Origin of the sequence: Rhodococcus sp. DMF-1 (genome assembly GCF_021441945.1) — a bacterium.
GTDB classification, from domain to species: domain Bacteria; phylum Actinomycetota; class Actinomycetes; order Mycobacteriales; family Mycobacteriaceae; genus Rhodococcus; species Rhodococcus ruber.
On record NZ_CP090442.1, the window covers coordinates 1,570,601 to 1,590,338 of the forward strand.

The window sequence follows — 19,738 nt, forward strand, 5'->3', positions numbered from 1 at the left end:
CGCGTCAGCTCTTCGCGCCGTGCGCGATCAGCTGCTCGGAGGTGGCGGCGAGCAGCTCGTTCCAGGACACCTCGAACTTCTCGACGCCCTCGTCCTCGAGCTTGCGGAACACCTCGGGCAGGTTCACCCCGATCGTCGACAGCGCGGAGAACACGTTCTCGGCCGCCTTCTCGGTACCGGTGACCGTGTCGCCGGTGACCTCGCCGTGGTCGGCGACGGCCTCGAGGGTCTTCTCCGGCATCGTGTTGACCGTGTTCGGGGCGACCAGTTCGGTGACGTACAGGGTGTCCGAGTAGTCGGGGTTCTTCACCCCGGTCGACGCCCACAGGGCGCGCTGCGGACGCGCACCGGCCGCGGCGAGCTGCTCGAACCGGGCCCCGGACTCGAACGCCCGGCGGTACGCCGCGTACGCCAGGCGGGCGTTGGCGACGCCGGCCTTGCCGCGCAGCGCCAGCGCCTCGGGGGTGCCGATCGCGTCGAGCCGCGCGTCGATCTCGGTGTCGACGCGGGAGACGAAGAACGAGGCCACCGAGTGGATCGTCGACAGCTCGTGCCCGGCCGACTTGGCGGCGGTCAGACCGTCCAGATAGGCCTCGATGACCCGTTCGTAGCGCTCGACCGAGAAGATCAGCGTCACGTTCACGCTGATGCCCTCGCCGATCACGCGGGCGATGGCCGGCAGGCCGGCCACCGTCGCGGGGATCTTGATGAGCAGATTGGGCCGGTCCACGATGCGCCACAGCTCGATCGCCTGCTGCACGGTCGCGTCGGTGGAGTGCGCCAGCCGCGGGTCGACCTCGATGGAGACCCGGCCGTCGACACCGTCGCTGGCCTCGAACACCGGGGCCAGGACGTCGCACGCGGAGCGCACGTCGTCGGTGGTGACGGTGCGGATGGTGGTGTCCACATCGGCGCCGGCCAGCGCGAGCTCCCGGACCTGGGCGTCGTAGACGTGGCCCTTGCTGAGCGCCGCCTGGAAGATCGACGGGTTGGTGGTCACACCCACGACGCTGCGGGTGGCGATCAGCTCGGCGAGGTTGCCGGTCTCGATGCGGTCCCGGGACAGGTCGTCGAGCCACACGGACACCCCGGCGGCCGAGAGCTGGACGAGATTCGCGTTCTGGGTTACCTGCTGGGTCATCGGGATCATCCCTTCACTCGGGTCAGCGAGCGGCGGGCGGCGTCGACGACGGCCTCGGCGGTGATGCCGAACTCGCGGAACAGGGTCTTGTGGTCGGCGGAGGCGCCGAAGTGCTCGAGCGAGACGGCCTCGCCGGCGTCGCCGAGCAGGCGGTGCCACGGCATCGCCAGTCCGGCCTCGACGGAGACACGCGCACGCACCGCCGGCGGGAGCACCTCGTCGCGGTACGCCTGGTCCTGCTGGAGGAACCAGTCGAGGACCGGCACGGAGACCACGCGGGTGGGCACACCGTCGGCCTCGAGTACCTCGCGGGCGGCGACGGCGAGCTGCAGCTCGGAGCCGGTGCCGAGCAGGATCACCTCGGGCGTGCCGGTGGACGCCTCGGCGAGCACGTACGCGCCGCGGGGCAGGCCCTCGGCGGCCTTCTCCCGGGTGCCCGCGAGCACCGGCACATCCTGGCGGGTCAGGGCCAGGGCGGTCGGGCCGGTCTTGTTCTCCAGCGCCGCGGCCCACGCGAACGAGGTCTCGTTCGCGTCGCCGGGACGGATCACGGCCAGATTCGGGATCGCGCGCAGCGCGGTGAGGTGCTCGACCGGCTGATGGGTCGGGCCGTCCTCGCCGAGACCGATCGAATCGTGGGTCCACACGTAGATCGCCGGGGTCTGCATGAGCGCGGCGAGCCGCACGGCGGGACGCATGTAGTCGCTGAACACCAGGAAGGTGCCGCCGTAGGGGCGGGTCGGGCCGTGCAGGGCGATGCCGTTGAGGATCGAACCCATCGCGTGCTCGCGCACACCGAAGTGCAGCGTCCGCCCGTAGGGCTGGGCGTTCCAGTCCTTCGTGGAGATCGACACCGGGCCGAACGAGTCCGAGCCGGGGATCGTGGTGTTGTTCGAGCCCGCCAGGTCGGCCGAACCGCCCCACAGCTCGGGCAGCACCGGGCCGAGCGCGGCGAGGGCGCTGCCGGACGCCTTGCGGGTGGCCGGACCCTTGGCGGCCGGCTCGTAGGTGGGCAGCACCTCGGTCCAGCCGGCGGGGAACTCCCCGGCCTGCAACCGGTCGAACAGTTCCTTGCGCTGCGGCTCGCGGCCGGCCCACGCGTCGAACTCGGCCTGCCATGCGGTGCGGGCCGCCGCGCCGCGCTCGACGACGCCGCGGGTGTGCTCGATCACGGCGGGGTCGACGTCGAAGTGCTGCTCGGGGTCGAACCCGAGGGCGGTCTTGACGGCGGCGACCTCCTCGGCGCCGAGGGCGGCGCCGTGCACGTCGCCGGTGTTCATCTTGGTCGGCGCCGGGTAGCCGATGATCGTGCGCAGCACGACGAGCGACGGCTTGTCGGTGACGGCCTTGGCGGCCTCGACGGCGTCGAGGATCGCGGTGACGTTCTCGCCGCCCTCGACGGTCTGCACATGCCAGCCGTAGGCCTCGTAGCGCTTGGCGACGTCCTCACCGAGGGCGATCGCCGTGTCGTGCTCGATGGAGATCTTGTTGTCGTCGTAGAAGACGATCAGGTTGCCGAGCTGCTGCACGCCCGCGAGGGACGAGGCCTCCGACGTCACGCCTTCTTCGATGTCGCCGTCGGAGGCGAGGACGTAGATGTGGTGGTCGAACGGGCTCGCGCCGGTCGCGGTGTCCGGATCGAACAGGCCGCGCTCCCGGCGCGCCGCCATCGCCATGCCCACGGCGGAGGCCAGGCCCTGCCCGAGCGGGCCGGTGGTCATCTCCACCCCCGCGGTGTGCCCGAACTCGGGGTGGCCCGGCGTCTTCGAACCCCACGTGCGCAGCGCCTCGAGGTCGGCGAGTTCGAGCCCGTACCCCGACAGGTACAGCTGGATGTACAGCGTCAGGCTCGAGTGTCCGCACGAGAGCACGAACCGGTCCCGTCCCACCCAGTGCGGGTCGGTCGGGTCGTGCCGCATCACTTTCTGGAACAGCGTGTAGGCCACGGGGGCAAGGCTCATCGCCGTGCCGGGGTGCCCGTTGCCCACCTTCTGGACCGCGTCGGCGGCGAGCACGCGGGCGGTGTCGACGGCCTTGGTGTCGAGGTCGGTCCAGTCGGCGGGGTGCACTGCCTGGGTGAGGGAGCGGATCTCGTCTGTGATCGACACGAGCAGAAGTCTCCTGACATGGGTATACGGGGAGCGTGCGGGCGCGAGAGCCTCGAGCGCCCCTCCAGAGTAATGTGCTGCGCTTTGCGGGTCGATTCGGTCCGGGCCTGCGCGACGTCTACCATCGTTCGTAGTAGAGCGACGGCGAGCGAAGGTGCGTAATCGCGTGGTGCAAGGAGACAGGGTGCGGGCAGGGCAACGGCCGGGAGGTCACGGCTTCGGCGCCCCCGAGGCACCTGGACCGCCTCGCCCCGACACGATGTGGGGACGCGTTTCGGGCACGGTGCTCGCCTATATCGCGCTGACCAAGCCGCGCGTGATCGAGTTGCTGCTGGTGGCGACGATCCCGGCGATGCTCTTCGCCGACCGCGGCGAGGTGGACCTGGTGCTCATCGCGAGCACCCTGTTCGGCGGGTGGATGGGTGCGGCGAGCGCGAATGCCCTCAACTGCGTCGTCGACGCCGACATCGACAAGGTCATGAAGCGGACGGCGCTGCGGCCGCTGGCCCGGCAGGCCGTCCCGACCCGGCACGCGTTCGTGTTCGGCGCGGTGCTCGGCGTCGTGTCGTTCCTGTGGTTGTGGTGGCGGGCGAATCTGCTCGCCGGCCTGCTCGTGGTCGCCACGATCGCCTTCTACGTCCTGGTGTACACGATGGTCCTCAAGCGCAGGACCTGGCAGAACGTGGTGTGGGGCGGGGCCGCCGGGTGCATGCCCGTGATGGTCGGCTGGGCCGCGGTCACCGGCTCGCTGAGCTGGGAACCGATCGTGCTGTTCCTGGTGATCTTCTTCTGGACACCGCCGCACACCTGGGCGCTGGCGATGCGGTACAAGGAGGACTACAAGGCCGCCGGCGTGCCCATGCTGCCCGTGATCGCGAGCGAGCAGCACGTCACCAAGCAGATCCTGCTCTACACCTGGGCGACCGTCCTGGCGACGCTGGTGCTCGTGCCGGCCGCCGGCCTGGTGTACGCGGCGGTGACCGTCGCCGCCGGCGCCTGGTTCCTGCTCGTCGCGCATCAGCTGTACCGCAGCGTCCGGGGCGGGGCGGCGGTCAAGCCCCTCAAGCTGTTCCTGCAGTCGAACAACTACCTCGCCCTGGTGTGCCTGGGCCTGGCCGTGGACTCGGTGCTCGACCTGCGCACCATCGCCTCGTTCTTCTGATCCGCCTTCCGCGCGGCTCCGGGACCGGGCGAATGTACCGTCCGCTGCCGGAGAGCGACGGAAGCGGTACTTCCGCCCGGAGCGAACCTCAGGGGAGCAGCACGATCGAGCCGGTCGTGCGACGGGCCTCGAGGTCGCGGTGTGCCTGCTCCGCCTGTGCCAGCGGGTACCGCGCGCCGACCCGGACGGTGAGGGTCCCGTCCGCGACGGCGGCGAACACCTCGCCCGCCCGCCACATCAGCTCCTCGCGGGTGCGCACGTGGTGCGCGAGGGTCGGCCGGGTGACGTACAGCGAGCCGGCGGGGTTGAGCCGCTGCAGATCGAACGGCGGCACCGGACCGCTGGCCGCGCCGAACAGCGCCAACGTGCCGCGGATGCGCAGCGAGGCGAGCGACGACTCGAACGTGGCCGCGCCGACGCCGTCGTAGACCGCCGCGACGCCCTCCCCGCCGGTGAGATCCCGGACCTGCTCGGCGAGGTCGTCGGTGTAGCGCAGCACCTCGGCGGCGCCCGCGCCGCGCGAGAGGGTTTCCTTCTCGTCGGAGGAGACGGTCGTGATCACCCGCACGTCCTTCGCGGCGGCGAGCTGGGTGAGCAGCAGGCCCACCCCACCGGCGCCCGCGTGCACGAGCACGGTCTCGCCGGGCTGCGCCGGATACGTCGAATTGAGCAGGTAGTGCGCGGTCATGCCCTGGAGCAGCGCCGACGCCGCCTGCTCGGCGGGAACCGCGTCGGGCACGGGCACCGCCACCGCCGCCGGCACGAGCACCTGTTCGGCGTAGGAACCGTCGGCCGCTGCCCAGCTCACCCGATCGCCGACCGCGACGCCGCCCACGCCCTCACCGACCGCGACGACCCGTCCGGTGCCCTCGGATCCGGGAATGTACGGCAACTCCCGGGGGTAGAGCCCGGTGCGGAAGTAGGTGTCGATGTAGTTGACGCCCACGGCGTCGGTCCGGACCAGCAGCTCGCCCGGCCCCGGCTCGGGAGCGGGGAGCTCGACGGGGGTGAGCACCTCGGGGCCGCCGAACCGTGCCACTTCGATTGCACGCATACGTTCACAGTATTCTGCAGGCATGAGCGCCGATACTCAGGTCGTGGCCGCACCGGCCGACATCGTGAAATCCCTCCGCAGCTTCGTCGCCGCGCACGGTGGCTCCGCCAAGGCGGTGCTGCAGCCGGTCGCGCGGGGCGCGGTGCGCATCACCGTCGTCGCCGAGGACGGGGTGCTCGGCGACCGGGTGGTGCGCGATCTCGCCACGGCGCACGCGGTGGTCGAGGCGCTGCCCGGCGTCACGGTCTCGGAGTGGGATCGCGAAGTGACCAGCATCGCGACGCCGCAGCAGGGCCACTGGAAGAAGATGGCCGGCTGGGTGGCCCGTCAGACCCGGTTCCCGCGGGCCCGCAACGAACGCTGACCGATCCTCGAACGGCTCCGGGGGTCACCCGTCCTGGGTGGCCCCCGGAACCGTTTCTCCGGCGCGCGTGCGCCCGGGGGTCAGACGGCGACCGGTTCGCGGGCCGGTTCGGTGGTGCGGACCCGTCCCGCCGCCCACACCGCTGCCGTCGCGGCCGTGCACAGCCCGGCGCCGGCGACGTGCACGGCGACGAGGGCGGCGGGCACGTCGGTGAAGTACTGCACGACCCCGACGAGGGCCTGGGCGACGACGAGGGCGAGCAGCACGTGCAGGCGCGTCTTCACCGCCTGCGGCGCGGCCACGGCGTACAGCGCGAAGGCGAGGCCGACGAGCAAGCCGAGGTATCCGACGAGCAGTTCGGCGTGCAGGTGCACCAGGGACTCGATGTCGATCTCGAGGCGCGGCACCGGCCGATCGGCGCTCTTGTCGCCGGCGTGCGGGCCGGCGCCGGTGACCATCGTGCCCGCGACGAGCACCCCGGCGAGCAGTACGGCGGACAGCGCGGTCAGGGTCCGGAGCGGGCGCGGGATCGTCTCCACGACCGCCCCGTCGTCGGGCTCGCCGACCTTCGCATGCAGCAGCACCGCCAGCCACACCATCAGCATCGACGCCAGCAGGTGCACCGCGACGGTCCACCAGGCCAGGCCGGCGAGCACGGTGATGCCACCGATGACGGCCTGCAGGACGGTGCCGGCGGGCATCAGCCACGCGTAGACGAGAACCTCGCGGCGGCGCCGGGCCCGGGTCACGGCCAGCACGACCGCCGCGGCGGACGCGACGACGACGAACGTCAGCAGCCGGTTGCCGAACTCGACGACCTGGTGCAGGGTGGCGACCTCCTCGGAGACACCGACGGGCACGAAGCTGCCCGGGAAGCACTGGGGCCAGGTGGGGCACCCCAGGCCGGACGCGGTCACGCGGACGATCGACCCGGTCACGGCGATGCCGCCCTGGGTCAGGATCGCGATCAGCGCGAGCAGCCGCTGGGTCCGCAGGGACGGCAGGGGCAGACGGTCGACAAGGCGCAGGAAGCCGCGATACAGCACATCGACGATGGTACGGGCCGGTCCACTACAGCCTGTAGTGGGGTGCCGGTCAGACGAACCGGAACAGTCTGCTCGCCAGGACCCCGCCGGCGGCCGCCCACGCGCCGAGGATCGCCACGGCCAGCCAGTCGACGCTGCCGCGCAGCGCCGCGTCGAGGGCGAGGGCGAGCGCCCCGGACGGGACCAGGCGCGCCAGATGCACCACCGCATCGGGCAGACCGCCGCCGGCGAGGACGACGCTGCCGATCCCGAGCAGCACGAACCAGATGATGTTGGCCAGCGCCAGCACGATCTCGGCGCGCAGGGTGCCGCCGAGCAGCAGACCCAGGGTGGCGAACGTCACGGTGCCCAGGGCGATGACGGCGGCGCCGAGCAGCAGCCCGACCGGGTCCGGGCGCCAGCCGAGGGCGAGACCGATGCCGCCCAGCAGAATCGACTGCAGTGCGACGACGAGGGCCACCGCACCGCTCTTGCCTGCGATGATGCCCCATTTCGGCAGGGCGGTGGCGCCGAGTCTTTTCAATGCACCGTATCTGCGGTCGAATCCGACCGCGATGGCCTGCCCGGTGAACGCCGTCGACATCACCGCGACCATCATCACCGCCGGCAGCACGCGCTCGACGCGGGCCTCGCCCAGATCGCCGATCGGGAGCAGGGTGAGCCCGATCAGCAGGGTGATCGGGATGAACATCGTCAGCAGCAGCTGCTCGCCGTTGCGCAGCAGGAGCACCAGCTCCATGCGGGTCTGCGCGGCGAGCATCGCCGCCGGGCCGTTCGGGCGGGGCGCGGGAGCGAAGGTGCCGGGCGCGAACCGGTTCGCCGCCAGGCGCTCGTGCGAGGTGCTCATCCGCGGATCTCCCGTCCGGTCAGGTCCAGGAACACGTCCTCGAGGCTGCGCTGGTCCACCCGGATCTCGCGGGCCAGGACACCCTGGTCGGCGCACCACGCGGCGGCCGCCGCGACGACCTGCGGATCGATGGGGCCCTCGACGAGATACCGGCCGGGACCGGCCTCGCGCACCCGGAACGCGTCCGTCACCGCGGCACGCAGGGGAGCGAGATCCAGCCCCGGGGCGGCGGTGAGCCACAACTGGCCCTCCGCGCCGGTGCTGGCGACCTCGGCGGGGGTGCCGGCGGCCACGATCCGGCCGTGATCGATGATGACGACCTCGTCGGCGAGTTCCTCCGCCTCGTCCATCAGGTGCGTGGTGAGCAGCACCGCGACGCCGTCGCGCCGCAGGGCGTCGATCAGTTCCCACACCAGCAGCCGCGCCTGCGCGTCCAGACCGGCGGTCGGTTCGTCGAGGAAGACGAGTTCGGGCCGGCCGACGAGGGCGCAGGCCAGCGCGAGCCGCTGCTGCTGCCCGCCGGACAGCCGCCGATAGGGGGTGCGCCGTGCCTCCTCGAGCCCGAGGCTGCGCAGCAGCCAGGCCGGATCGAGCGGATCCGCGGAGTAGGCGGCCACCAGATCGAGCATCTCCCCGGCCTTGGACCCCGGATAGGCGCCGCCGCCCTGCAGCATGACCCCGATCCGCGGGCGCAGGGCCTCGGAGTCGGCGATCGGGTCGAGCCCGAGGACCCGCACGGTCCCGGAGTCGGGGGTGACGAAGCCCTCGCACATCTCCACGGTGGTGGTCTTGCCGGCACCGTTGGGGCCGAGCAGCGCGAGCACCTGGGCGCGGTCGACGGTCAGGTCGAGCCCGTCGACGGCGGTGAGGTCGCCGAACCGCTTGACGACGCCCTCGAGGCGGACGGCGGGCGGCGCAGCGACGGGGGATCTCGAGGTCACGAGGTTCCAGCGTAGGCGCCGGGCGAATCGGCGGGACGCGGTGGTGCGTCGTCCTCGTCGCGCCAGGGCAGCCGGTTGCGGGTGGCGAAGATCGCGAGCCCCACCACGACGACCGTCGCGATGGCCGCCTGCACGATGATGAACGGCTGGTACTCGCCGCCGTTGGGCATCAGGATCACGCTCACCAGCGACGAGAACGCCACGGTGGGGAGCCGGAAGATCGGCCGGGTGGCCCACGCGGCCAGCGGGATCACCGCCCACAGCAGGTACCAGGGCTGCACCACCGGGAACAGCAGCACGATCGCGCCGAGGGACACCCCGAGCGCGCCCACCGGATGCAGCCGGCCGGTGAGCACCGCCAGCATCATCCGCACCGTCACCAGCGCCGCGATCAGCGCGGCGACGGGCCGGGTGAGCGACAGGATCGCGGTCGTGTGATCACCGAGACCGAGCAACACCCCGGCCAGGCCGGTGCCCAGGCCGAGCAGCGTCGGGATGGACATCCAGCTGCGCACCTCCGTCGCGGTCCCGAGGGTCTGCGTCCAGCCGAACCCGAGCCCGCTGCCCCAGCTGACCGCGCCCACGACGACGACGGCGACCACGGCGAGCAACGCGGCGGCGGAGACCACCGCGCGCACGGTGCCGCCCCAGCGGTGCGCGAGCGCCATCCCGACGAAGCCGAGGGCGAGCAGCGACGGCACCTTGACCATCGCCGACAGCGCGATCACCGCGGAGCCCGCCAGCAGCCAGCCCAGCGCCCGGCCGCGCAGCGGCGCCGCCGGATCGGCGGTGTGGATGCCGCGCAGCGCCAGCTCGAGACCGGCCAGCATGAGACCGAGCATCAGGGCCTCGTTGTGGATGCCGGCGACGAGGTGGAACAGCAGCAGGGGATTGGCCGCACCGAGCCACAGGGCGCTGACGGCGGCGACACCGCAGCGGCGCGCGAGCCGCGGCAGCGCCCACACGATCAGCGCGACCCCGGCGAGCGCGGTCACGCGGTGCAGGAACACCCCGGCGACGATGTTCTCGCCCGTCAGGTCGGTGATCCGCTGCCCGAGCCACAGGATCGCCGGCCCGTACGGCGCCGGCGTGTCGCGCCAGATGTTGGGCACGGTGCGGGTCAGGACGTGGTCGACCCCCAGGGCGCCGGCGGGGCCGATCCCGTAGGGGTCGAGGCCGCGGGCGGCGATCTCGCTCTGCGCCAGATACGAGTAGACGTCCTTGCTGAACATCGGGGGCGCCACCGTCAACGGCAGGATCCACAGCAGCAGGGTGCGGTCGAGCTGGGACCGGCTCAGGCGTCGGGGCACCCCGTCCGGGTCGCGGCGGCCGACGGCGAAGCGACCGAGCAGCAGCCAGGCCAGCACCACCAGCACGGTGCCCGTCATGGTCAGCGTCAGCGCGGCGCTGGGCATGCGCGCGGGCAGCCCGAGCACCCGCAGGCCCTGGACGGGGTTCTGCAGCACCGGCTGCGCTCCCGCGCCGAGCGCGCCGACCGCCATGAGCACGGTGCCCGTCGCGCCGAACAGCCGGATGCGGTGCAGCTGGGTGGTCTCGGTGGCGTCGAGACCACGCCCCTCGAGTTCGTCGCCGTGCAGGATCGTGGCCACGGCGGGGCCGCCGCCGCGCCCGTCGAGTCCGAGGGCGCGCCGGCCGAGTTCGGCGGCGCGGGCCCCGAGGGCCGCGGCGCAGCGGCTCGGCGCCGGCCCGGTCGGGTCGGGTTCCACGGTGGACGGCACGCGAGCAGCGTAGCGGGGACGGAAACCGGGACTTTGCCGCCTGTAAGGTAGGGCACCCTTTGTAGACCGGCCGGGGCAATTCCGTCACACTGGTGTTGTGAAAACGACGTCCGATACCGGGGTGCACGGGGAACGCGCAGGTCATCCGCCTGCCGGGTTGCCGGTCGCCCAGGTGCCGGGCGCCCACGAGGGGCAGACCCGGGCGGCGGTGGTGCAGCTGCTGCTCGAGGAGGGACCGATCACGGCCACCGAGATCGGCGCCCGTCTCGGACTGAGCGCGGCCGGGGTGCGCCGCCACCTCGACGCCCTCATCGACACCGGCGAGGCCCAGGCGGCTCCGCCACCTCGGCGGGAGGGCCGGGGGCGGGGACGGCCGGCGCGCCGCTTCCAGCTCACCGCGGTGGGCCGGGCACGGCTGGGGCATTCCTACGACGACCTGGCCAGCGCCGCGATGCGGCACCTGCGGGAGGTCGGCGGCGAGGCGGCGGTCGAGGACTTCGCCCGGCGTCGCGTGCAGTCCCTGCTCGGCGGGGTCACCCCGGTCGAGTCCGGGAGCGGCGCCGAGATCGAGGACACCGCCGAGGACATCGCGGCGGCGTTCACCGATGCGGGGTTCGCGGCCTCGACCCGGCGGGTCGGCACCGGCGTGCAGATCTGCCAGCACCACTGCCCGGTCTCGCACGTCGCCGAGCAGTTCCCCGAGCTCTGCGAGGCCGAGCTCGAGGCGTTCACCCGGATTCTCGGCACCCACGTCCAGCGGCTGGCGACCATCGCCAACGGCGACAGCTTCTGCACCACCCACGTGCCGGTGCCGCCGTCGGACGCCCGGAAGACCTGAGCAGGACCCGCACATCCCCGACAGAAGCACGACGTTGTCCGCCGGCGACCAGCCCTCGCCGGCACCGAACAAGACTCCGGAAGGAGCTCACATGACCGTCACATCGGATCAGGCGTCGGCCGGCGCGCCGCTGACACAGGAGGAGACCATCGCGTCCCTCGGTCACTACGGCTACGGCTGGTCGGATCCCGACGCGGCCGGCGCCACGGCCCAGCGAGGGCTGTCCGAGGCGGTCGTGCGCGACATCTCCGCGAAGAAGAACGAGCCCGAGTGGATGCTCGACATCCGCCTCAAGGCGCTGCGCACCTTCGAGAAGAAGCCGATGCCGGGGTGGGGTTCGAACCTCGAGGGCATCGACTTCGACAACATCAAGTACTTCGTGCGCTCCACCGAGAAGCAGGCCACGAGCTGGGAAGAACTGCCGGAGGACATCAAGAACACCTACGACAAGCTCGGCATCCCCGAGGCCGAGAAGCAGCGCCTCGTCGCCGGGGTCGCCGCCCAGTACGAGTCCGAGGTGGTCTACCACCAGATCCGTGAGGACCTCGAGTCCCAGGGCGTGATCTTCCTCGACACCGACACCGGCCTGCGCGAGCACCCCGAGATCTTCAAGGAGTACTTCGGGTCGGTCATCCCGGCCGGCGACAACAAGTTCTCCGCGCTGAACACCGCCGTGTGGTCGGGCGGCTCGTTCATCTACGTCCCGCCCGGCGTGCACGTCGACATCCCGCTGCAGGCCTACTTCCGGATCAACACCGAGAACATGGGCCAGTTCGAGCGGACCCTGATCATCGTCGACGAGGGCGCCTCCGTGCACTACGTCGAGGGCTGCACCGCCCCGATCTACAAGTCGGACTCGCTGCACTCGGCGGTGGTGGAGATCATCGTCAAGAAGGGCGGGCACTGCCGCTACACGACGATCCAGAACTGGTCGAACAACGTCTACAACCTCGTCACCAAGCGCACCAAGGTCGAGGCCGGTGGCTCGATGGAGTGGATCGACGGCAACATCGGCTCCAAGGTCACCATGAAGTACCCGGCCGTGTGGATGATGGGCGAGCACGCGCGCGGCGAGGTGCTCTCCGTGGCGTTCGCCGGCGAGGGCCAGCACCAGGACACCGGCGCGAAGATGCTGCACCTGGCGCCGCACACCTCCTCGACCATCGTGTCGAAGTCCGTGGCCCGCGGCGGTGGACGCGCCTCCTACCGCGGCCTGGTGCAGGTCAACAAGGGCGCGCACGGGTCGAAGTCGACCGTCAAGTGCGATGCGCTGCTCGTCGATCAGATCTCCCGCTCGGACACCTACCCGTACGTCGACATCCGTGAGGACGACGTGACGATGGGGCACGAGGCGACCGTCTCCAAGGTCTCCGACGATCAGCTGTTCTACCTGATGAGCCGCGGCCTGACCGAGGACGAGGCGATGGCGATGGTGGTGCGTGGCTTCGTCGAGCCCATCGCCAAGGAGCTGCCGATGGAGTACGCGCTCGAGCTCAACCGCCTGATCGAACTGCAGATGGAAGGGGCAGTCGGCTAAATGACTGCGGAAGCGAAGAACACCCCCGCCACCGGCTCGCCGGTCGTCGCCACCGGGGTGCAGGGAGCCGCGCGCTCGGAGAAGGCCGCCGGGCCGGCCGTGAACAAGGGGGAGGTGTTCACGTCGTTCGACGTGGACGCCTTCGAGATCCCCTCCGGCCGCGACGAGGCGTGGCGATTCACCCCGCTGCGCCGCCTGCGGGGCCTGCACGACGGCACCGCGGTCGCCGACGGCACCGCCACCGTGGAGGTCACCCCCGTGGACGGCGTGCAGGTCGAGACCGTCGGCCGCGACGACACCCGCCTCGGCGAGGGCGGCGTGCCCGCCGACCGCGTCGCCGCCCAGGCCTACTCGGGCTTCACCACCGCCACCGTCGTCACGGTCGGCCGCGAGGTCGAGGTTCCCGAGCCCGTCACGATCACCGTCACCGGCCCCGGCGAGGGCAAGGTCGCGTTCGGGCACCTGCAACTGCGGCTCGAGCCGTTCGCGTCGGTCACCGTGGTCCTCGACCAGCGCGGTTCCGGCACCTACGCCGAGAACGTCGAGTTCGTCCTCGGCGACAGCTCGCGCCTGAACATCGTCGCCGTCCAGGACTGGGCCGACGACGCGGTGCACGTGGCGGCCCACCATGCCCGCCTCGGCCGCGACGCCGTGCTGCGGCACTTCACCGTCGGGCTCGGCGGTGACCTCGTGCGCGTGTCCCCGACGGTCCGGTACGACGCACCCGGCGGCGACGCCGAGATGCTCGGCCTGTACTTCGCCGACGCCGGCCAGCACCTCGAGCAGCGCCTGCTCGTCGACCACGCGCAGCCGCACTGCAAGTCCAACGTCGTGTACAAGGGGGCGCTGCAGGGCGATCCCGGCTCCGGCAAGCCGGACGCGCACACGGTGTGGATCGGGGACGTGCTCATCCGCGCCGAGGCCGAGGGCACCGACACCTTCGAGCTCAACCGCAACCTGGTGCTCACCGACGGGGCTCGCGCCGACTCGGTGCCCAACCTCGAGATCGAGACCGGCGAGATCGTCGGTGCCGGCCACGCCAGCGCCACCGGCCGGTTCGACGACGAGCAGCTGTTCTACCTGCGTGCCCGCGGCATCTCCGAGGAGCAGGCCCGCCGGCTGGTGGTCCGGGGGTTCTTCCACGAACTCGTCGAGAAGATCACCGTGCCCGCCGTCCGGGAGCGGCTCGAGGCCGCCATCGAGGCCGAACTCGCCGCCGTCGGCGCCTGACCCCCACCCGTTCTCCCATATTCGCGAAGGAACCGTTACCGACATGTCCACCGAGCAGAACGTCCTCGAGATCAAGGACCTGCACGTCCGCGTCGCCCAGACCGACGACAACGCCGAGCCGATCGACATCCTCAAGGGCGTGAACCTCACCGTCCGGTCCGGGGAGACCCACGCCATCATGGGCCCCAACGGCTCGGGCAAGTCCACCCTGTCGTACGCCATCGCCGGCCACCCCAAGTACGAGGTGACCTCCGGGTCGATCACTCTCAACGGCGAGGACGTGCTCGCGATGAGCGTGGACGAGCGGGCCCGCGCCGGCCTGTTCCTGGCCATGCAGTACCCCGTCGAGGTCCCGGGCGTGTCCATGTCGAACTTCCTGCGCACCGCCGCGACCGCGGTCCGCGGTGAGGCCCCGAAGCTGCGCCACTGGGTCAAGGAGGTCAAGTCGGCGATGACCGAACTCGACATCGACCCGGCGTTCGGCGACCGGTCCGTCAACGAGGGCTTCTCCGGCGGCGAGAAGAAGCGCCACGAGATCCTCCAGCTGGGCCTGCTCGCGCCGAAGATCGCCATCCTCGACGAGACCGACTCCGGCCTCGACGTCGACGCCCTGCGCGTGGTCTCCGAGGGCGTCAACCGCTACCAGGAACGCGAGCACGGCGGCGTACTGCTGATCACCCACTACACCCGCATCCTGCGCTACATCAAGCCGCAGTTCGTGCACGTGTTCGTCGGTGGCCGCGTCGTCGAGTCCGGCGGCCCGGAGCTCGCCGACGAACTCGAGACGAACGGTTACGTGCGCTTCACCCAGGCCGCCGCGGCCGCGGGTGCCGACAAGTAAGGAACGGTGAGCCGATGACGGTGCAGGTGCCCACGGTGGACGTCGCCCGGATCCGGGCCGACTTCCCGATCCTCGGGCGCACGGTGCGCGACGGGAAACCCCTGGTCTACCTCGACTCCGGGGCCACCTCGCAGCGCCCGACGCAGGTCCTCGACGCCGAACGGGCGTTCCTGACCACCTGCAACGCGGCCGTGCACCGGGGAGCGCACGAGCTGTCCGAGGAAGCCACCGACGCCTACGAGGGTGCCCGCGCCGTGATCGCCGACTTCGTCGGCGCGGACGCGGACGAGCTGGTGTTCACCAAGAACGCCACCGAGTCGCTCAATCTCGTCGCCTACGCCTTCGCCGACGCCCGGTTCCCCCGGCGGGTCGGGCCCGGCGACGAGATCGTCGTCACCGAGCTCGAACACCACGCCAACCTGGTGCCGTGGCAGGAACTCGCCCGCCGCACCGGCGCCACGCTGCGCTGGTACGGGGTGACCGACGACGGCCGCATCGATCTCGATTCCCTCGAGCTCACCGACCGGGTCAAGGTCGTCGCCTTCACCCACCAGTCCAACGTCACCGGGGCCGTGGCGCCGGTCGAGGAGCTGGTGCGGCGCGCGAAGGCCGTCGGCGCGGTCGTCGTGCTCGACGCCTGCCAGTCGGTGCCGCACATGGGCGTGGACTTCCACGCGCTCGGGGTCGACTTCGCGGCCTTCTCGGGCCACAAGATGTTCGGCCCGTCCGGCGTCGGCGTCCTCTACGGACGCCGCGAGCTGCTCGCCGACGTGCCACCGTTCATCACCGGCGGCTCGATGATCGAGACCGTCACCATGGAGGCCTCGACGTTCGCGCCGCCACCGCAGCGCTTCGAGGCGGGCTCGCCGATGTCGTCGCAGGCCGTCGGACTCGGCGCCGCGGTGCGGTACCTGCAGCAGATCGGCATGGACGCCGTCGCCGCGCACGAGCACGAGCTCACCGCGGCGGCCCTGGCCGAACTCGCGGGCATCGACGGCGTGCGGATCGTCGGCCCCACCACGGCCGAGCAGCGCGGCGGGGCCGTGTCGTTCGTCGTCGACGGGATCCACGCGCACGACCTCGGACAGATCCTCGACGACGAGGGCGTCGAGATCCGCGTCGGTCACCACTGCGCGTGGCCGCTGCACCGCCGATTCGGGATCGCGGCGACCGCCCGGGCCTCCTTCGCCGTGTACAACACGCTCGACGAGGTGGCCGCGCTCGGTGCGGCGATCCGCCGGGCCCAGGACTTCTTCGGAGCACGCTGATGAGGATGGAACAGATGTACCAGGAGGTCATCCTGGACCACTACAAGCACCCGCACCACCGGGGCCTGCGCGAGCCCTACGGAGCGCAGGTGCACCACGTCAACCCCACGTGCGGCGACGAGGTGACGTTGCGGGTGCAGCTCGCCGGCGACGGCACCGTCGCGGACGTCTCCTACGACGGGCAGGGCTGCTCGATCAGCCAGGCGTCGACCTCGGTGCTCACCGACCAGGTGATCGGGCTCCCGCTGGACCGCGCCCTGGCCACCGTCGACGCGTTCGCGGAGATGGTCGGCAGCCGGGGAACCGTCGAGGGTGACGAGGACGTGCTCGGCGACGGCATCGCCTTCGCCGGGGTCTCGAAGTATCCGGCGCGCGTGAAGTGCGCGCTGCTGGGCTGGATGGCGTTCAAGGACGCCGTCGTGCAGATCACCGACGGCACCGACAGCACTCACCGGACCGCACCCGTAGCCAGTGGAGGACAGAACTGATGACCGAACCCGTGACCCCGGCGGACGAGACCGCCCCCGCCGCCCCGGACGCGTCCCCCGCCCTCGATCCCGAGCGGTACGACGAGCTCGAGGAGGCGATGCGCGACGTCGTCGACCCCGAACTCGGGATCAACGTCGTCGACCTGGGCCTGGTCTACGGCATCTCCGAGGACGACGACGCCGTCACCATCGACATGACGCTCACGTCGGCGGCCTGCCCGCTCACCGACGTCATCGAGGACCAGTCCCGCAACGCCCTCGTCCGCAGCGGACTGTGCGACGAGCTGCGCATCAACTGGGTGTGGATGCCGCCGTGGGGACCGGACAAGATCACCGACGACGGTCGCGAGCAGTTGCGCGCGCTCGGGTTCACCGTCTGACGCGGCCGGTGACCCGGCACGTCCCCCAGGTGTCCCCGGATCCGGGAGGTGCCGGCTCCGCGGACCCGGGAGCCGCCGGCTCCGTGGACCCAGGAGCCGCCGGCTCCGCGGATCCGGGAGCCGCCGGCTCCGTGGATCCGATCACCGCACTCGAACACGAGTTCATGGCGCTGATGCGCCGCGGCCGGGACCAGATGGGGGTGCGGGCCCGCGCCGTCCACCCCCAGCTGGATCCCGCGTGCTACCCGCTGCTGGTGCTGCTCGGCCGCGCGGACGCGGTGGCGATGTCGGAGCTGCTCCGCGATCTCGCGATCGAGAAGTCGACGTTGACGCGACGCATCGACGCCGCCGTCCGGCTCGGGCTGGTCGAGCGGACGCCGGATCCGCACGACGCCCGCGCACGGCTCGTCGCGCTCACCGCCGACGGCCGGGAACGGTTGACCGCACTGCAGCGCGAACAGACAGCGCGGTGGCGGCGCCGCCTGTCCACCTGGGATCCCGCCGACGTCGAGCAGCTCACCGCTCTGCTGCGCCGTCTCGGCGACGGACTGGACTGAGGGCGTACCGTCCGACGCCTGAGGCCCCGGCCGGTGCCGGGGCCTCAGGCCCGCTTGCGGGCGGTGGACTTCTTCGCGCTCGACTTGGTTGCCGCCGTCTTCTTCGCGGCCGACGTGCCGCCGGACTTCGCGGCGGTCTTCTTCGCCGGAGTCTTCTTCGCGGCGCTCTTGCGGGCGGGTGACTTCTTCGCCGCCGAGCCGCGGGCCGGCGCAGCCCCCTCCCCCTTCTTCTCACCGGACGCGGCGTCCACGCTGCGCTGCAGCGCAGCCACCAGATCCAGCACCTCGGCGTCCTCGGCCGCGGGTTCGCCCGCCGGGGTCACCGGCAGCACCTTCTCGCCGCCCCGGGCGATGATGTCGTCGATCAGCGACCGCAGCTCGGCCTGGTACTCGTCGGTGAACTCGTCCGGCCGGAAATCGTCGGCCATCGACTCGACGAGCATCTCCGCCATCGCCATTTCCTTCTGCTTCGGCGGCTCCGCGTCGTCGAGCACCGGGAACGACACCGACCGCACCTCGTCCGGCCACAGCAGGGTCTGCAGCACGAGCACGCCGTCCCGGTTGCGCAGTGCCGCCAGCCGGGTGCGTTGGCGCAGCGTGAAGTGCACGAGCGCGGTGCGATCGGTCTGGGTGAGCGTCTCGGCGAGCAGCGTGTACGCCTTCGGCGACGACGAGTCCGGCTCGAGGTAGTAGGACTTCTCGAAGAAGATCGGGTCGATCTGCTCCGACGGGACGAACTGCAGCACCGGGATCTCGTGCTTCTCCGCGACGGGCAGCTTGTCGAAGTCCTCGTCGGTGAGCACGACCCGGACGCCCTCGTCGGAGTCGTAGGCCTTGTCGATCTCGGCGTAGGGCACCGACTCGCCGCATTCGGTGCAGACACGGTCGTACTTGATCCGGCCGCCGTCCTTCGCATGCACCTGGTGGAACCGGATGTCGTGGCTCTCCGTGGCGGAGTAGACCTTCACCGGCACGTTCACCAGTCCGAACGCGATGGCACCCTTCCAGATCGAACGCATGGTTCCATCATGATCGAGATCGGCGTCCGCCGCGCGGAACCCGGCGAACTCGTCACCACAGGGCGCGCAGCATGGCCCCGCGCAGGGCCGGCGAGCCCGTCGTGAACATCCGGGTCATCGCCGCCACCGTCCCGCCGAGGTCGGTGCGACCGGACAGGTAGGAGCGCTGACGCTCGGGCGGCAGCGTGAAGAACCCGGCGAAGAACGCCGGGGTCTGTTCCGGGTGCAGTTTCAGCAGCACCCGCAGCCCCGAGGCGCGCAACTGCGCGACCGCCCGCGCCGAGGGCGACCACAACGCCGCCGTGGCCTTGCGGCCCCCGGCGAGCGCGTGCGCCACGGGATCGGCCGCCGCCAGCGAGGCCGCCACCGCGTACCCGGTGCCCGGGTGCATCAGACCGCCGCGGGCCCCGAACCGGGCCACCCCGCGCGTCGATTCCGGCGGCGGCTGCACCCCGAACCGCACCCGCTCGACGGGCTCCGATCCGCTCAGTTCGACCCCGCGCGCGGCGAGCCGGACCTCGAGTCGCCGCCGCAGCTCGGGGAGGGGTAGCGCCGGCCGGCCCACCAGGCAGGTCTCCTCGAGCAGCATCCGGTCCTGCCCGAGCGGCACCGCGTACAGGAACGACGGCGCATCCCCCGAGTCGGTGCGGTTGTCGCGCCGCCAGTCCATGAACCAGGCGTCGCGACCCTGCAGCGCGGGTGCAGCGGTCGCGGTGTCGACGATCACGCCGAAGGCGGTCTGCTGGGCGCGGGAGCGGTGGGCAGGCACCCCGCGCGCGTCGATCACGGCCCGCGCGCGCAGCGCCGCACCGTCCGCGAGGGCGACGTGGTCGGCGGCGACGACGTCCGCCCGGGCGGTGCAGACCCGCACGCCGTCCAGCGACAGACTTCGCTGCAGTGCCGATGTGTCGAAAACACCGTAGGGGCGCGGAATTCGGTGCGGCCGCACGGTCCACGCCGACGGTTCCGCCACCCGCGCCGCGAGTACCGACTCGGGCAGCCAGGGAGGCAACTCGTCGAGCCACGCCGCGTAGGTCGCCGTCCACGGCCGGTCCGGCCGCGGATCCACCGCGAGCACGTCGAGACCGGCCGCGGCGGCGCGGTGGGCCAGCGCGCGCCCGGCGGGCCCGAGCCCGACGACGATCACCTCCGCATCGATCACCTTCGCGTCGATCACC

General features: G+C 71.7%; 19 protein-coding genes. 10 read left to right on the forward strand and 9 right to left on the reverse strand.

Translation table 11 applies throughout. The features are described 5' to 3' along the window. Positions 1-4: 4 nt before the first annotated feature. Both tal and tkt read right to left on the reverse strand, forming a co-directional pair. Complete coding sequence (gene tal, locus LZP97_RS07350) at positions 5-1,141, reverse strand: transaldolase (RefSeq protein WP_026138081.1); 1,137 nt, start codon at positions 1,139-1,141, stop codon at positions 5-7. A gap of 5 nt (positions 1,142-1,146) precedes the next feature. Continuing rightward, entirely contained in the window at positions 1,147-3,249 is a 2,103-nt protein-coding gene (gene tkt / locus LZP97_RS07355; protein ID WP_048773523.1) for a transketolase, read from the reverse strand. A gap of 184 nt (positions 3,250-3,433) precedes the next feature. Between tkt and LZP97_RS07360 the strand changes: the two genes are divergently transcribed. Further along, entirely contained in the window at positions 3,434-4,411 is a 978-nt protein-coding gene (locus LZP97_RS07360; protein ID WP_026138082.1) for a heme o synthase, read from the forward strand. An 88-nt stretch (positions 4,412-4,499) separates the two neighbouring features. On the opposite strand, the gene LZP97_RS07365 is transcribed toward LZP97_RS07360, so the two are convergent. Next, a complete protein-coding gene (locus LZP97_RS07365) occupies positions 4,500-5,465 on the reverse strand; it encodes a quinone oxidoreductase family protein (RefSeq protein WP_010595090.1) in 966 nt (321 codons plus the stop codon). Between the two features lie 22 nt (positions 5,466-5,487). Between LZP97_RS07365 and LZP97_RS07370 the strand changes: the two genes are divergently transcribed. Further along, positions 5,488-5,829 carry a hypothetical protein gene (locus LZP97_RS07370; RefSeq protein WP_010595089.1) on the forward strand — a complete coding sequence of 114 codons (342 nt, stop codon included), beginning with the start codon at positions 5,488-5,490 and terminating at the stop codon, positions 5,827-5,829. An 80-nt stretch (positions 5,830-5,909) separates the two neighbouring features. Here the strand turns inward: LZP97_RS07370 and LZP97_RS07375 are convergent, their stop codons facing one another. From LZP97_RS07375 to mptB, 4 genes are read right to left on the reverse strand one after another with little or no spacing between them, the layout of a single operon-like run. Continuing rightward, positions 5,910-6,875 carry a COX15/CtaA family protein gene (locus LZP97_RS07375; protein ID WP_010595088.1) on the reverse strand — a complete coding sequence of 322 codons (966 nt, stop codon included), beginning with the start codon at positions 6,873-6,875 and terminating at the stop codon, positions 5,910-5,912. Between the two features lie 49 nt (positions 6,876-6,924). Further along, the gene (locus LZP97_RS07380; RefSeq protein ID WP_010595087.1) at positions 6,925-7,722 is read right to left on the reverse strand and encodes an ABC transporter permease; all 798 of its coding nucleotides are present in this window, start codon (positions 7,720-7,722) and stop codon (positions 6,925-6,927) included. Then, a complete protein-coding gene (locus LZP97_RS07385; RefSeq protein ID WP_010595086.1) occupies positions 7,719-8,663 on the reverse strand; it encodes an ABC transporter ATP-binding protein in 945 nt (314 codons plus the stop codon). The genes LZP97_RS07380 and LZP97_RS07385 overlap by 4 nt, the downstream gene beginning before the upstream one ends. Continuing rightward, positions 8,660-10,402, reverse strand: a complete 1,743-nt coding sequence (gene mptB / locus LZP97_RS07390) for a polyprenol phosphomannose-dependent alpha 1,6 mannosyltransferase MptB (RefSeq protein ID WP_010595085.1) — start codon at positions 10,400-10,402, stop codon at positions 8,660-8,662. The genes LZP97_RS07385 and mptB overlap by 4 nt, the downstream gene beginning before the upstream one ends. Before the next feature lie 97 nt (positions 10,403-10,499). On the opposite strand from mptB, the gene LZP97_RS07395 reads away from it, so the two are divergent. The 8 genes from LZP97_RS07395 to LZP97_RS07430 all read left to right on the forward strand — a co-directional run bounded on the left by LZP97_RS07395 (position 10,500) and on the right by LZP97_RS07430 (position 17,541). Beyond that, the gene (locus LZP97_RS07395) at positions 10,500-11,240 is read left to right on the forward strand and encodes a helix-turn-helix transcriptional regulator (protein ID WP_228287153.1); all 741 of its coding nucleotides are present in this window, start codon (positions 10,500-10,502) and stop codon (positions 11,238-11,240) included. A gap of 91 nt (positions 11,241-11,331) precedes the next feature. Beyond that, positions 11,332-12,777 (forward strand): Fe-S cluster assembly protein SufB, encoded by a 1,446-nt coding sequence (gene sufB, locus LZP97_RS07400; RefSeq protein ID WP_040271542.1) that lies wholly within the window; start codon positions 11,332-11,334, stop codon positions 12,775-12,777. Next, positions 12,778-14,007 carry a Fe-S cluster assembly protein SufD gene (gene sufD, locus LZP97_RS07405; protein ID WP_017682206.1) on the forward strand — a complete coding sequence of 410 codons (1,230 nt, stop codon included), beginning with the start codon at positions 12,778-12,780 and terminating at the stop codon, positions 14,005-14,007. It begins immediately after the preceding gene. A gap of 43 nt (positions 14,008-14,050) precedes the next feature. Next, complete coding sequence (gene sufC, locus LZP97_RS07410; protein WP_010595079.1) at positions 14,051-14,848, forward strand: Fe-S cluster assembly ATPase SufC; 798 nt, start codon at positions 14,051-14,053, stop codon at positions 14,846-14,848. 14 nt (positions 14,849-14,862) lie between these two features. Continuing rightward, positions 14,863-16,116, forward strand: coding sequence for a cysteine desulfurase (locus LZP97_RS07415; protein WP_010595078.1), 1,254 nt, complete (start codon positions 14,863-14,865; stop codon positions 16,114-16,116). After that, complete coding sequence (sufU, locus tag LZP97_RS07420; protein WP_010595077.1) at positions 16,116-16,604, forward strand: Fe-S cluster assembly sulfur transfer protein SufU; 489 nt, start codon at positions 16,116-16,118, stop codon at positions 16,602-16,604. The genes LZP97_RS07415 and sufU overlap by 1 nt, the downstream gene beginning before the upstream one ends. Further along, positions 16,604-16,984 carry a metal-sulfur cluster assembly factor gene (locus tag LZP97_RS07425; protein ID WP_010595076.1) on the forward strand — a complete coding sequence of 127 codons (381 nt, stop codon included), beginning with the start codon at positions 16,604-16,606 and terminating at the stop codon, positions 16,982-16,984. The genes sufU and LZP97_RS07425 overlap by 1 nt, the downstream gene beginning before the upstream one ends. Before the next feature lie 164 nt (positions 16,985-17,148). After that, positions 17,149-17,541, forward strand: coding sequence for a MarR family winged helix-turn-helix transcriptional regulator (locus tag LZP97_RS07430; protein WP_048773575.1), 393 nt, complete (start codon positions 17,149-17,151; stop codon positions 17,539-17,541). A gap of 44 nt (positions 17,542-17,585) precedes the next feature. Here LZP97_RS07430 and ku read toward each other — a convergent pair whose 3' ends face one another. Both ku and LZP97_RS07440 read right to left on the reverse strand, forming a co-directional pair. Beyond that, on the reverse strand, positions 17,586-18,560 hold the full coding sequence (gene ku / locus LZP97_RS07435) for a non-homologous end joining protein Ku (RefSeq protein WP_010595074.1): 975 nt from the start codon (positions 18,558-18,560) through the stop codon (positions 17,586-17,588). A 52-nt stretch (positions 18,561-18,612) separates the two neighbouring features. Next, a complete protein-coding gene (locus LZP97_RS07440; RefSeq protein ID WP_082061251.1) occupies positions 18,613-19,737 on the reverse strand; it encodes a lycopene cyclase family protein in 1,125 nt (374 codons plus the stop codon). Position 19,738 lies beyond the last annotated feature (1 nt).